Source organism: Campylobacter sp. LH-2024, assembly GCF_048270605.1.
Taxonomy (GTDB): domain Bacteria; phylum Campylobacterota; class Campylobacteria; order Campylobacterales; family Campylobacteraceae; genus Campylobacter_D; species Campylobacter_D molothri.
Genome location: NZ_CP168139.1, coordinates 1166448 through 1180143 on the forward strand (window position 1 = coordinate 1166448; position 13696 = coordinate 1180143).

Genomic DNA, 13696 nt, shown 5'->3' on the forward strand with positions numbered 1-13696 from the left:
AAATTTTTATCCTTCAAGTTCATAAAGTTTTTTTCTATCTGTAGAACTTGCAATATTAAGATGTTTTCGGTACTTAGTAACTGTTCTACGCCCAATATCAATCTTAAATTCATCTTGTATAAGTTTTAAAATTTTACTATCGCTTAAAGGTTTTAAGCGATTTTCATTTTTGACTAAATTTGCAATAAAATCTTTCACACTCGCATTAGAAGTTTCTCCTTCTTCATCAAGAGCAAAAGCAAAAAAATCTTTTAAGGGAATCAATCCTCTTTCGCAACTTAAATATTTATTTGCAATCGCTCTTGAAACCGTAGAAGCATTACGATCTAAATCTTCAGCAATATCTTTTAAGGTCATAGGCTTGATATCTTTGCCTACAAAAAAATCATATTGATGTTCTACTATCATTAATCCTATTTTATACAAAGTTGCTTTTCTCATAGCTAAAGCATCTACTAAATTCTTAGCTTCTTTAATATAATGAGTTAAATATTCATGATCAATTCCATCTGTTTCAATAGAAATTTCAGGATAATATTCATCATTAATTTTTACTTTAATCTCATCATTTTCACGAAAAATAAATATATCTGGAATAATAGTTTGAGAATCTTCAAAATATTCCAAAAAAGGCGGAATACTAAATTTTTTTATGACAGAAATTGCTTGGGTGTATAATTTTTCTTTTGTATAGTTTTGAATATTTTCAAAATCCAATATAAGCAATTTACAAAAATCATAAAGCTCTTCATCTATACTTTCATTTTCTAGAGCAAATAAAAAAGCTTCTTTATAGTCTTTAGCACCTACACCTATTGGATCTAAAAATCTAAAGCGCATCCTAATATTTTCAAGATCCTTTTCATCGATATTTTGCATAACTTCTTGATCATATTCAAAATATCCTTCATGGTTAAGACATTCAATGATTTTATTTGCAATATTTTGAGATTTTTTTGTAGGAAAAAGTGGAGGAATAATCTGTTCACTTAAAAGCTCATAAACGCTTTTTTTACCAATACCCATGCTTTCAACCATGGCTGAATTTGTATTGTTTTTATAAAAAGAATCAAAATAATTCTTTCCCTTTTCAGAAGTTTTAATCGCATCTTGAACATTTAAAAAAGGATTTTCTTCTGCAAATTTGTCCAAATTTTCTTTTAAATCTTCTATATTGGCTTGTAAAATAGGAAGCCAAGAGCGTAGAGTCTGAGAAATTTTTGTTTTTGCGCCCTGAGTAACTTTTTGTTTTAACATTAATCTAGGAGCTTAAACTCCGCTCCTAAATAGTATTTTTTTACATCTTTATTGTTTGCAATTTCTTCAGCATTTCCACTTGCTAATAAAGATCCAGAACGGATTACATAAGCTCTATCACAAATTGCCAAAGTCTCGCGTACATTGTGATCAGTTATTAAAATTCCAATATTTAATTTTTTAAGCTCTTTAATTAAAGTTTGAATTTCAGAAACCGCAATAGGATCAACTCCAGCAAATGGTTCATCAAGAAGTAAAAATTTAGGCTCACACATCAAATTTCTTGCTAGTTCACAACGCCTTCTTTCTCCTCCACTTAAACTCAAACCTTTTCTTAATCGAATCGGTTCTATACTTAAAAGTTCAAGCATTTGCTCCACTTTTTCATTTAAAACTTTTTTATCTTTATAAAAAATTTGTGCCGCTAAAAGTAAATTATCCTCAACGCTTAAATCTTTAAAAATGCTACTTTCTTGCGGCAAATATCCAATTCCTTTTCTAGCGCGTTTATTTAATGGCTCTTTAGTGATATCCACGCCATCAAGCAAAACTTTTCCATTGCTTGGAGTAATTAAACCACATATCATATAAAAAGTAGTAGTTTTTCCTGCTCCATTTGGCCCTAAAAGTCCAACAACTTCACCACTATTTAATTCTAATGATACATCTTGTATTATTTTTGTTTTTTTTATGATTTTTTCTAAGTTGATTATTTGTAGCTTACTCATAAAATTTCATACTTTCTTTTATTCTTTTCAACACTAATTTTAACAACCGTTGATAAAATTCCAAATTGAAATAATTTTTCTTTTAGCTGTTCATCTCCCCATTCTACCAAATGCAAACCTTCCTCAAATAAATTATCAAATAATCCATTTTTCAAAAGCCCTTCTAATCCTTCTTGATAAATATCATAATGATATATGCAAATATTTTCATTTTGATATTTTTGCATAATAGAAAAAGTTGGAGAAGTTACTTGATCACTTAAATTTAAAAATTTAACCCAAGCTTGAACCAAACTAGTTTTACCACTAGCTAAATCTCCTTGTAATAAAACCACTCCTTTACAAGGCAAATAAGAAAAAATTTGATCTATTTCTTCTTTGGATAAAACAATTTCTTTCATAATTTTTCCACATATTGATTTTGAGTATTTTTAGGAATACTTTTGGTAGAGGGTATAGCTAAAACCTTATATTCTTGAGTGTATTGCATAAAATGTAAACTAATGATATCTCCTATTTTTACTTCCTTACTCGCTTTAGCAACTTTATCATTAATTTTAACCACCCCGCTTTTACACATATCTTCAGAAATTGCTCGCCTTTTAGTGATATTAACCACATTTAAAAATTTATCCACTCTCATAGGAATGAATTTTAGCAAAAAAAAACAAATTTTGGAACATATTTTGCTTGTATTAAGGCAATTAAATTTCATTTAAAACCTTTCTTTTAATAAAAATTTAGATACAATAAGGCAAAAATTAAGTTAAAACTTAAAAAAGGATTTTCAATGAAAGTATTATTGATCAAAGATGTTAAAGGACTTGGAAAAGCTGGAGAAGTTAAAGAAGTCAAAGATGGATATGGGCAAAATTTTTTAATCGGAAAAGGACTAGCTAAAGCTGCTACCACTGAAGTTTTAAGAAAATATGAAAGTGATAAGAAAAAAGAAGCTGAAAATTTACGCTTTGAAATTGCAAATTTGGAAAAACTAAAAGAAGAACTTAGTAAAATAACTCTTGAAATTTTTAAACCTGTTGGAGCTAATGGTAATTTATTTGGTGGAGTTACAAAAGATGAAATTGCTCACGCACTTAAAGAACAAAAAAATATAGAACTTGATAAAAAAAGCTTAGAATGTGATACTTTAAAAAGTATTGGAATTCATGAAATTAGCGTAAAACTAGGTCATGCAATCCATGCAAATTTTAAAATTGATATAAAGGCAGAATAATATGTTTCATGCAACTACAATTTTAGCCTATAAAGGCAAAAACAAATCCGTAATTGGAGGAGATGGACAAGTTAGCTTTGGAAATACTGTTTTAAAAGGCAATGCAGTTAAAATTAGAAAACTTAATAATGGTAAAGTTTTGGCAGGTTTTGCAGGAAGTACAGCAGATGCTTTTAATCTTTTTGATATGTTTGAAAATTTATTACAAAGCTCTAAAGGAGATCTCTTAAAGGCTGCAATAGATTTTTCTAAGGAATGGAGAAAAGATAAGTACTTGAGAAAACTTGAAGCTATGATGCTAGTGCTTGATAGAAATCATATTTTTTTGCTTTCGGGAACTGGCGATGTAGTTGAACCAGAAGATGGAGAAATTGCAGCAATTGGAAGCGGTGGAAATTATGCGCTTTCAGCTGCAAGAGCATTGGCAAAACATGCTTCTTTAGATGAAGAAGAGCTGGTTAAATCAAGCTTACAAATTGCAGGAGAAATTTGCATTTATACTAATACAAATATAAAAACCTATGTGATAGAGGATGAAAAATGAACTTAACTCCAAAAGAAATAGTCAAATTTTTAGATGATTACGTTATCGGTCAAAAAAAAGCTAAAAAAATTATCGCTATAGCTTTAAGAAATCGCTATAGAAGAATGCAACTAAGCCCAGAACTTCAAGATGATATTATGCCAAAAAATATTTTAATGATAGGATCAACTGGAGTTGGTAAAACAGAAATTGCAAGAAGACTTGCAAAAATGATGGGCTTTCCTTTTATAAAAATTGAAGCTAGTAAATATACAGAAGTTGGTTTTGTGGGACGAGATGTAGAAAGTATGGTTAGAGATTTAGCTAATGCGGCTTTAAATTTAGTCAAAAATGAACAAAAGGAAAAAAACAAAGATAAAATCGATGAATTTATCGAAAATAAAATTTTAGAAAAACTCTTACCGCCTTTACCAAAGGGTATTAGTGATGAAAAACAAGAAGAATATAAAAATAGTCTTGAAAAAATGAGAACCAAACTTAGAAATGGTGATCTAGATGAAAGCAATATAGAAATAGAAATATCTCAAAGTATGTTTGATACCAATCCTAATTTACCGCCTGAAATGGGAGCAATGCAAGATATTGTTAAGGTTATTGGCGTAGGCAGTAAAAAAGTCAAAAAAGAAATGAAAATTAAAGATGCCAAAAATGCTTTAAGAAACGAAGCTGGAGATAAAATTTTAGATCAAGAAAGTATCAAAAGTGAAGCCTTAAAAAGAGCAGAAAATGAAGGTATTATTTTTATAGATGAAATTGATAAAATAGCTGTTTCAAGTGGAAATTCAAATCGACAAGATCCGAGCAAAGAAGGGGTACAAAGAGATTTATTACCAATTGTTGAAGGTTCTAGTGTTCAAACCAAAATCGGGACTTTAAAAACTGATCATATACTTTTTATTGCCGCAGGGGCTTTTCATTTAAGCAAGCCAAGTGATTTGATTCCAGAATTACAAGGACGTTTTCCTTTAAGAGTTGAACTTGATAGTTTAGACGATAAAGCTCTTTATGAAATTTTAACCCGTCCAAAAAATTCACTTTTAAAACAATATACCGAGCTGTTGAAAACAGAACAATTAGAACTTGAATTTGATGATGAAGCGATAAAAGAAATTGCAAGAATAGCCTCTAAGGCAAATGAAGAAATGCAAGATATAGGTGCTAGACGTTTGCATACTGTAATAGAAAAACTTCTTGAAGATTTGAGCTTTGAAGCCGATGAATATGCGGGTAAAAAATTTACAGTTGACAAAAAAATGGTTGAAGAAAAACTTGGAGATATTATAGAAAATAAAGATTTAGCTAGGTATATTTTGTGAAAAGTGGCTTTGTTAGCATTATAGGAAGAACCAATGCTGGAAAAAGTGCTTTGGTTAATTCCTTGCTTGAAGAAAAAATTACCTTAGTTTCTCACAAACAAAATGCTACTAGACGAAAAATCAAAGCTATAGTAATGCATAAAGAGGATCAAATTATTTTTATTGATACTCCTGGGCTACATCAAAGCAAAGCAACTTTAAATCAAATGCTAATTGAAAGCGCTATAAAATCCATGGGAGATTGTGATTTAATTTTATTTGTAGCAAGCGTATTTGATGATTTAAAAAATTATGAAGAATTTTTAGCTTTAAAGCCAAAAGTGCCGCATATTATTATTTTAAATAAAGTAGATTTAACTCATAATGATATCCTTTTAAAAAAGCTTAATGACTATGCTAAATTTAGCGAGCATTTTAAGGCTATTATTCCTTATTCTTGTAAAAAAAAGAGTTACAAAAAAATATTACTTGATGAAATTGTAAAATATTTAGATGAGCATGAATATTTTTACGACCCTGAATTTTTAACTCCAAGTAGTCAAAAAGAAATCTATAGAGATTTCATACTTGAAAGTATTTATGAAAATTTGAGTCAAGAATTGCCCTATTGCACTGAAGTTATAATCAACAAAATTAAAGAAAAAACAAAGCTTATTATCATCGAAGCACAAATAATCACAGATACAAATTCCCATAAAGCTATGCTTATAGGAAAAAATGGAGCAACGCTTAATCGTATAGGTAAAGATGCTAGGATGAAAATTACTCGATTGGCTCAAAATAAAGTTCTTTTGAAGTTATACATTGTGGTGAAAAAGAATTGGCAAAAAGATGAAGACTTTTTAAAAAAAATGTTAAATTATGAAGAATAAAATTGAAATTTTAAGTTTTGAAAAACTCATTTATATTCAAAAAAATGGAAAATTTGAAGAAGATATACTTTTTGAAAAAGTTATTAAAGAGTGCGATATAAAAAATCCTTTTGAGTATCAAATAGCTTTTTTAAAACAAGATGAAATTTATCATTGTTTTCTAAGCAAAGTTAAAAATTTACCTAAATGTTTCGCTTGCTTTCCTAAAGCTTTTATTTTTAAGTCTTTATTTAAAAATAATTTGATTCAGGAAAATAATTTTTGTTTTTTAGAACTTTATTTAGATGAAGTATATTTATGTTTTTATGAGCAAGATAAATTTAAAGCTTTTAAAAAATTTAAATATGAGAAAAATTTAGAATCATTTTTAGAAAAAAATCATATATTAGAGCTTTTGCAATATTATGAAAGTGAAATTTTGATCAGTTTTGAGAATAATGATTTAATAAAAGAATTAAAAAATAAAGCCATTGCTTGTAAAATTTTAGAACAAAATGAAAATAAACTTGCACAATTAAGTATGTCAATCTTAGATAAAAATGCAAATTTTATTAAAACAAGTAAGAAAAATTTTCCTTATTATTTAAAATTATTTTTTTTATTTTTACTGAGCTTTTTGAGCATGAGTGGAATTTTAATTTTTAATAATTTTTTAAATTACCAAGCAAATAAAAGCTTACAAACTCAAAATAAAAACTCCCAAGATAAGCTTTATAAATTAGAAAAAGAAAAAAATATAGTTTTAGAAAGAAAACTTAAAGATTTAAATTTAACTCTTTATGACAAAAAAGCACTTCTTGATCAAAATTTTAATCAACTCGATGAAATTATAAAAAATTTCAAGCCAAATAAAAATAGGACTTTAATTTTAAAAAATATCTTTATTTGGCTTAATCAAAATTCTTTAGGAATTTCTAGCTTAAAGCTAAAAGATTATAATATTATCATACAATTTAACAATCAAGAAAATTATCTTAATGCTCTTAAAAATTTAAAAACTGAATTTAAACTTATATCTAAAAATGATGCACTATATCAAATTATTTTAGAGTTAACTCATGGATAAATTAGAATTTGTTTTAGAAAATTTAAACTTAAGAGAAAAATTTCTTATTGCTATAATTATAGTATTATTGGCTATTTTTCTAGCTTTTAAAGTCGAATCTTTATTTATAAATTCCTTTTTTAATCATAATATTTTCATTCATGATATTGATATTAAAAAAGAACAATCTATTAATCAAAATTTAGAACAAAAATTACAAATATTAAATCAAAAATTACAGCAAATTCAAAATAAAACACTTATCTATGAACAATATTTAAGTTTATTTCAAAAAAAATATGATCAATATTTAAAAAATATCCAAACACTTGCTTCAAATAATAAAATTGAAATAGAAAATATCACTCAAACAAAAATTCAAAAAAACAATATCAATCGCTATGATTTTTTTATTAAAACTTATGGAAATTTTAATGCTTTATTATCTTTTATAAAAGATTTAGAAAATTCAAATTTTTATTACCAAATTAATACTATTGAAATGCAAAATTTAAGAAGTTTAAAATTAGAATTAAATCTTGAAATATCAACAATACATATTAATAAGGAAATTTGATGAATTTATACCAAAAAAGAATTGCACAACTTAGAGATTTGATGAAAAAACATCATTTAAATGCTTATTTAATTTTAAGTTCAGATCCTCATTTAAATGAATATCTTCCAGATTTTTATCAAAATAAAACTTTCATCAGTGGTTTTAAAGGATCAGCTGGAACTTTAATTATTACCCATGAAAAAGCTCTTTTATGGACAGATGGAAGATATTGGTTACAAGCTGAAAGAGAACTAAAAGGAACTTTTATAGAGCTTCAAAAACAAAATAATACAAATACTTTTTTAAATTGGTTAAAAAAAAATCTTAAAAAAAATGAAATCTTAGGAACGGATTTTTCTCTTTTATCTTTAAATTTATTTAAAAATTTACAAACAAATTATCAAATAAAACTAAAACACATCGATTTAATTTCACCTTTATGGAAAGAACGTCCCAATTTACCAATAAGTAAAATTTATGAACATAAAATAAAATATTGTGGTTATTCACGTCAACAAAAAATCAGTCAAATACGAGAAAAAATGCAAATTTTAAATACTCAAAATCATCTCATTTCTTCTCTTGATGATATCGCCTGGATTACCAATTTAAGAGCTAATGACATAAAGTATAATCCTGTATTTTTAAGTTATTTATTTATCAATCAAAAAACAATTTTACTTTTTATTGATAAAAATAAAATTGATTCAAAGCTAGAAAAAAAACTCAATCAAGATGGAATTTATATTAAAGATTATTATGAAATTTATCAAGAAATCCAAAAACTTCGCAATACAAACCTACTGATAGAACCAACGAAAACCACAGCCTTGCTGATTCAATATCTCCATAAAAGTGTAAAAATTATAGAAGAAATTAATCCTAGTACATATTTAAAATCAATCAAAACTCAAAAAGAAATCAAGCATATAGAAAATGCTATGATAGAAGATGGAGTTGCTTTAGCTAGATTTTTTACATGGCTAGAAGAGAATATTAAAAAAAATGAATGTATAAGCGAACTTGATATTGATTTTAAGATAACAGAATTTAGAGCAAAAAGCCCTTATTATATTAGCAATAGTTTTGCAACCATAGCGGGTTTTAATGCTAATGGAGCTTGTATCCATTACAAAGCATCAAAAGAAAATTTTTCCTATATTAAGAAAAACGGGCTTTTACTTATAGATTCTGGAGCCCAATATGAAAATGGCACTACAGATATAACTCGCGTCATTCCTATAGGACAAATAAGCAAAGAGCAAATTTATGATTATACCCTTGTTTTAAAAGCACATATAGCCATATCTAATACTATTTTTCCAAAAGATATTCCTATGCCTTTACTTGATGCAATTTCAAGAGCACCATTATGGAAAAATCAACTTGATTATATGCATGGAACTGGACATGGAGTGGGATATTTTTTAAATGTTCATGAAGGTCCGCAAACCCTATCTTACTTTTCTCCAGCTCTTGAAAAAACTAAAGCCAAAGAAGGGATGTTAACCTCTATAGAACCAGGGATATATAAAAAAGATAAATGGGGTATTAGGCTTGAAAATTTAGTCTTAAATACTAAAGTTAAAAATCCAAAAAATAGAGATTATGGAGAATTTTTATACTTTAAACCCTTAACTCTTTGTCCTTTTGAATCAAAATGTATCGATAAAACCTTACTCAACAAAGACGAAAAATTATGGCTAAATACCTATCATAAAAAAGTTTATAATAAACTTTCTATTAAATTAAAAAATGAACCCAAAGTTCTAAAATGGTTAAAAAATAAAACAAAAGCTATTAAATAATTTTATAAAATTAGAGGACTATTTGAAATAACCCAAATTTATCATTTTTTGATAAATTTTTGCACTAATTTCTCCAGAAGTAGTATCCCTACCCCCATGTTCAAGCAAAACAGTTACAACATATTTTGGATTTGCATAGGGCGCATAAGAAGTAAGCCAAGCATGGGATCTTGTATAATATTGCAATTGTTTTTCATCCACCCTACTTCGATCCGTTTGAGAAAATCCTACAACTTGTGCAGTTCCTGTTTTAGCAGCTACTTTTACTTTAAGATCATGTAAATAACGATAAGCTGTTCCTCCTTGTTCATTAGCTACAGCATACATCGCATCTCTTATATATGGAAGCTGACTTTTTTCAAATAAAGTAAAAATTTCCTGATTAAAGTGAGTTTTATTTTGAATTTTAGTATTATTATTTTCTATACTTTGCAAAAAATGAGGTAAAACTTGTTTACCTTTGGCAATTTGAGCTGTATATCTTGCAATTTGCATAGGAGTTGCTAAAAAATTTCCCTGCCCTATGGCCGTATTTAAAGTATCGCCTTGAAACCAATTTTGCCCGTACCTTTGCATTTTCCATTCTCTGCTTGGCAAAATACCTACAAATTCATTGGGCAAATCAACTCCAGTTTTTGCTCCAAAACCAATACGTGATAAAGTTTGACTGATTTGATTAATACCAACTTGCAAACCTCCATCATAAAAATAAACATCACAACTTGATTTAATAGCATGTTTTAGATCCACATTTCCATGACCTGATCGATTCCAACAACGAAATAATCTTCCTCCAAGCTCAACACTACCTCCACAAAAAAATTGAGTAGAAGGTGTAATATTGCCTGAATTTAAGAAGGCTAAGGCAACACCCATTTTAACAACTGAACCAGGAGGATAATATCCATTAATAAGTTTATTTGTAAAAGGGTGATCAAGATTATTAGAAAGTTCATCCCAATCTTTGAAAGAAATACCAGTTACAAAAGGATTAAGATCATATTCTGGAAAACTTCCAGCTGCCAAAATAGACCCATCACTAATATCCATAATTATTGCGGCTCCAGCATTATTTTCAAAAAGATTTGTTAGAAAATTCTGCAATTCTATATCAATAGTTAAATGTATATCATTTGAAAGCGGAGGAGTATAAGAAATTTGGGCTACTTCTTGATTTAAAGCATTAACCTTATAAACCTTCTCTCCTTTTACTCCTTGTAAAATATCATTGTAGTAACGCTCTATACCACTTTTTCCAATAAAATTTGTTAATTTAGAAATTTCATTTTCTTTTATATCTTGTAAATTAGCTTTTCCAACATAACCTATAATATGAGAAGCTAATTTTCCATAAGGATATTTTCTTTGCACAGCAGATTCTATTTTTATATTTTCATCCAAATTAAGCACGGAATAATGTTTCATCATTTCTTGCGCAGGTATAAAATCTACAATTTGTATATAATCTTGATTATAATATGAATCATTTTTCTTGTAAAATTGCAACAATTTTGTAACATTTAAATCTGGAAAAAAACCTTGCAATTTATTTAACTCTTTTTCCAAAATACTGATTTTATTTTTTTTAAGACTTAAATAAGGCTTTAGAGAAATACTATATCCTAAATCATTAACCGCCAAAAGTGTGCCATTTCGGTCAAATATTTCCCCACGTTTTGGTGCTAATAATTGTGTTTTTATGGCATTTTGTTTCGCAAGCTCTTCATAATATACATTAGACTTTATACTTAAATAATAAATTCGACTCAATAAAAAAATAAAAAATAAAAGTATAAATCCAACAACTAAACGCATACGCATTAAATTTTACCTCTAAAAAAGACATAAGCTAAAAAACACTCAATTCCTATGGATATTAAATATCCAAAACTTAATGCTTTAAAATGCTGATTATTCATATAAGAAAAAATAAAATCCAAAAGAAAAATAAAAAAATAAGCACAAAGCACAAATGCAATAGGGATAAATTTTTCTATTTTTAAACTTGTTTTAATCCAATCAGCACAAATATAATAAAAAAGAGCAAATGCAATCCAAGATGAAAAAATAAAGAAATCATAAGTGACATCTGTGAAAAATAAAAAAAATAAAGAAAAATACCACCGAAAATCAAGCTTATTAAAAGTTTTTTGTCTTTGCTCTAAAAGATAAATCATATAACAAAAAAATAAACCATAGAGCAAAGGAGTGTAAGTGAAAATAGAACCTAAAATTTGATATATAATATAAAAAATACCTAAAAATATATATCCACCATTGATACTTACTCTATAATTTTTTATCATTTATAAACCCAAAACTTGATCGATAATTTCATTCTCAAGTCTATCAAGTCCAAATTTATTTAAATTTGAAATTAAAATTGCATCTTGAAAATAATTTTTAAGTTTAGCCTTCTCACTTTGATTTAATTTATCACATTTTGTAAAAACTTTTAAAATTTTTTGATCTGGTCTTATGAAACCTTTTAAATAACCATCCAATTCTTTATCAATTTCTAAGTTAATATGTCTTGCATCAATTAAATGAATAAATAATTTTATAGAAGTTCTTAGCTTTAAAAACTCATCTAAATGAATATTCCATTCTTCTTTTAAATTTTTTGAAACCTTAGCATAACCAAAACCAGGCAAATCCACGAAATAAATATTAAATTTATCTTCATTTTTTTGACACAAAACTTCAAAAAAATTTATTAATTGCGTTTTTCCAGGAGTTGAGGAGCTTTTAGCGAGGTTTTTTTGTTTGCATAAAGAATTAATTAAAGAACTTTTTCCAACATTTGATCTTCCCAAAAAAGCCACTTCGCTAAAATGAGATGCAAAATTGATATCAAATTTTGCCAAAGAGGCAATAAAACGGGCATTAATAATCATTTTTGTTTCAAATCAAATACAAAGCGTGCGGGCTTATTATCTTTGCTTTGTATTTTATAAATATTTTTTTTTCTATCTATAAAAATTTTATTTCCGCAAAGTTTTTGATGATTAATAGGCTCATTAATATACGCATTTCCATCAATCTCATAAGTATCTTCAATAACATTATAAATTAATTTATCTCCTTCTCCTTTATAAATTTTGCCTTTTAAATTAATTTTAAATTTTGGATTTTGTGTAGCTTCATAGCGTATTGGTTTGCGATTTTTGTCTGTATAGATAATCAACTTTCCAGCATTTAAAATATCTTCCCCTCTTTTAACCTCAACATCGCCACTAAGTGTGCTTTCTCCCTTATTTTCATCGGAATAAAAATTTAAAGCTTTTACTTCAATTTTAGTTGCTAAAGATATGCTAATACAAAAGAATAATAAAATTATTTTTCTTGCAAACATGCATTTACCTCTTGAATTTGCAAAATTTTATTTTTTGTATCATATTGTAAACTTTTTCCATTAACAATATTTCCATTAATTAAACCCTTAAAACCTATATCTGTGCTTAGAATTTTGCTTTTTGGTTGATACTCTACCTCATCGGCAATAAATTTAACATTATTAGATCCCAAATAGGTAACATTTCCTTCAAATTTTATTTGATCCATATTTTGACCCAAAAGTTCTAATTTATTAGCACTTAAATTAAAATCCAAATTATAATTTGTAAAATTATCAAATTCATCTCTATTAGCATATCTTACCCAAGAATTAGCCTTATAATAAGATTTAATTGCTGTTTGATTCACATCATAAGCTTTTAAATGACTTGCCTCAATATTTTTAAAATTTAAAGAATAAGATTTAACATCTAAAGAATAAGGATCTTGAAGCCACAAAACCACAAAAGTAATCACAAAAAGAGCGATAAGAATACCAAAACTTTTTATAGCCAAATCTTATTCCAATCTTGTTGCATATTATTCTTTCTCACAATATATTCTATCATTTCTGCTACAGCAGCCTCTCCACCTTTATGCTCTAAAACTATATCAACTTTTAAATCCTTATGAGCATCTTTTGGTTTAAAACTCAACCCTACATTTTCAAGAAGATTTTTATCATTAAAATAATCCCCTATAGCTGCACACTGAGAAAAATCGAGATTTAATTTTTGTAAAATTGTTTTAGCACAAGTTAATTTATCTTTAACTCCTTGAAATAAAAGATCTATTTTTAAATCTTTAGATCTTTTATCTACACAAGGGCAATTTCTACCTGTAATAATAGCGATTTTTTTGCCAAGTCTTAACCAAGCCTCAATCGCCGCACCATCTTTAACATTAAATTCTTTGATAAAATTACCTTCTGAAGTATAGATGATTTTTCCATCTGTTAAACAACCATCTACATCTAAAAAAATTAATTCTATCATTT

17 protein-coding genes are annotated in these 13696 nt (G+C 27.1%); 7 read left to right on the top strand and 10 right to left on the bottom strand.

What is annotated here, in order from left to right:
* Window positions 1-6 precede the first annotated feature (6 nt).
* Genes ACD570_RS05945 through ACD570_RS05960 form a run of 4 tightly spaced genes read right to left on the bottom strand, consistent with a single transcriptional unit; the run spans window position 7 to window position 2628 of the window.
* The gene (locus tag ACD570_RS05945) at window positions 7-1257 is read right to left on the bottom strand and encodes an RNA polymerase factor sigma-54 (RefSeq protein ID WP_200283327.1); all 1251 of its coding nucleotides are present in this window, start codon (window positions 1255-1257) and stop codon (window positions 7-9) included.
* Entirely contained in the window at window positions 1257-1985 is a 729-nt protein-coding gene (gene lptB, locus ACD570_RS05950; protein ID WP_417904219.1) for an LPS export ABC transporter ATP-binding protein, read from the bottom strand. The genes ACD570_RS05945 and lptB overlap by 1 nt, the downstream gene beginning before the upstream one ends.
* Window positions 1982-2386, bottom strand: coding sequence for a tRNA (adenosine(37)-N6)-threonylcarbamoyltransferase complex ATPase subunit type 1 TsaE (tsaE, locus tag ACD570_RS05955; protein WP_200283321.1), 405 nt, complete (start codon window positions 2384-2386; stop codon window positions 1982-1984). Before tsaE ends, lptB begins: the two co-directional genes overlap by 4 nt.
* Window positions 2383-2628, bottom strand: coding sequence for an RNA-binding S4 domain-containing protein (locus ACD570_RS05960; RefSeq protein WP_200283353.1), 246 nt, complete (start codon window positions 2626-2628; stop codon window positions 2383-2385). The genes tsaE and ACD570_RS05960 overlap by 4 nt, the downstream gene beginning before the upstream one ends.
* A gap of 147 nt (window positions 2629-2775) precedes the next feature.
* On the opposite strand from ACD570_RS05960, the gene rplI reads away from it, so the two are divergent.
* The 7 genes from rplI to ACD570_RS05995 are packed head-to-tail and all read left to right on the top strand — an operon-like array spanning window position 2776 to window position 9363.
* Complete coding sequence (gene rplI, locus ACD570_RS05965; protein ID WP_137624191.1) at window positions 2776-3219, top strand: 50S ribosomal protein L9; 444 nt, start codon at window positions 2776-2778, stop codon at window positions 3217-3219.
* 1 nt (window position 3220) lies between these two features.
* Window positions 3221-3763, top strand: coding sequence for an ATP-dependent protease subunit HslV (hslV, locus tag ACD570_RS05970; RefSeq protein ID WP_137624192.1), 543 nt, complete (start codon window positions 3221-3223; stop codon window positions 3761-3763).
* Window positions 3760-5079 (top strand): ATP-dependent protease ATPase subunit HslU, encoded by a 1320-nt coding sequence (gene hslU, locus ACD570_RS05975; RefSeq protein ID WP_200283305.1) that lies wholly within the window; start codon window positions 3760-3762, stop codon window positions 5077-5079. The genes hslV and hslU overlap by 4 nt, the downstream gene beginning before the upstream one ends.
* Window positions 5076-5951: a GTPase Era gene (gene era, locus ACD570_RS05980; protein WP_374263049.1), complete on the top strand. Its 876-nt coding sequence runs from the start codon at window positions 5076-5078 to the stop codon at window positions 5949-5951. The genes hslU and era overlap by 4 nt, the downstream gene beginning before the upstream one ends.
* Entirely contained in the window at window positions 5941-7017 is a 1077-nt protein-coding gene (locus ACD570_RS05985) for a hypothetical protein (protein ID WP_337206658.1), read from the top strand. The genes era and ACD570_RS05985 overlap by 11 nt, the downstream gene beginning before the upstream one ends.
* Window positions 7010-7573, top strand: coding sequence for a hypothetical protein (locus tag ACD570_RS05990; protein WP_337197175.1), 564 nt, complete (start codon window positions 7010-7012; stop codon window positions 7571-7573). The genes ACD570_RS05985 and ACD570_RS05990 overlap by 8 nt, the downstream gene beginning before the upstream one ends.
* Window positions 7573-9363 (top strand): aminopeptidase P family protein, encoded by a 1791-nt coding sequence (locus ACD570_RS05995; protein ID WP_337207666.1) that lies wholly within the window; start codon window positions 7573-7575, stop codon window positions 9361-9363. The genes ACD570_RS05990 and ACD570_RS05995 overlap by 1 nt, the downstream gene beginning before the upstream one ends.
* Window positions 9364-9381: 18 nt before the next feature.
* Here ACD570_RS05995 and mrdA read toward each other — a convergent pair whose 3' ends face one another.
* From mrdA to ACD570_RS06025, 6 genes are read right to left on the bottom strand one after another with little or no spacing between them, the layout of a single operon-like run.
* On the bottom strand, window positions 9382-11184 hold the full coding sequence (gene mrdA / locus ACD570_RS06000) for a penicillin-binding protein 2 (protein WP_239820526.1): 1803 nt from the start codon (window positions 11182-11184) through the stop codon (window positions 9382-9384).
* Entirely contained in the window at window positions 11184-11669 is a 486-nt protein-coding gene (locus ACD570_RS06005; protein ID WP_200283445.1) for a hypothetical protein, read from the bottom strand. The genes mrdA and ACD570_RS06005 overlap by 1 nt, the downstream gene beginning before the upstream one ends.
* Window positions 11670-12260 carry a ribosome biogenesis GTP-binding protein YihA/YsxC gene (gene yihA, locus ACD570_RS06010; RefSeq protein ID WP_337202377.1) on the bottom strand — a complete coding sequence of 197 codons (591 nt, stop codon included), beginning with the start codon at window positions 12258-12260 and terminating at the stop codon, window positions 11670-11672. It lies immediately after the preceding gene.
* Complete coding sequence (locus tag ACD570_RS06015; protein ID WP_337202378.1) at window positions 12257-12718, bottom strand: LptA/OstA family protein; 462 nt, start codon at window positions 12716-12718, stop codon at window positions 12257-12259. The genes yihA and ACD570_RS06015 overlap by 4 nt, the downstream gene beginning before the upstream one ends.
* Complete coding sequence (locus ACD570_RS06020; protein WP_417904220.1) at window positions 12700-13215, bottom strand: hypothetical protein; 516 nt, start codon at window positions 13213-13215, stop codon at window positions 12700-12702. Before ACD570_RS06020 ends, ACD570_RS06015 begins: the two co-directional genes overlap by 19 nt.
* Window positions 13206-13694 carry an HAD-IIIA family hydrolase gene (locus ACD570_RS06025; protein ID WP_337202380.1) on the bottom strand — a complete coding sequence of 163 codons (489 nt, stop codon included), beginning with the start codon at window positions 13692-13694 and terminating at the stop codon, window positions 13206-13208. Before ACD570_RS06025 ends, ACD570_RS06020 begins: the two co-directional genes overlap by 10 nt.
* Between the last annotated feature and the right edge of the window lie 2 nt (window positions 13695-13696).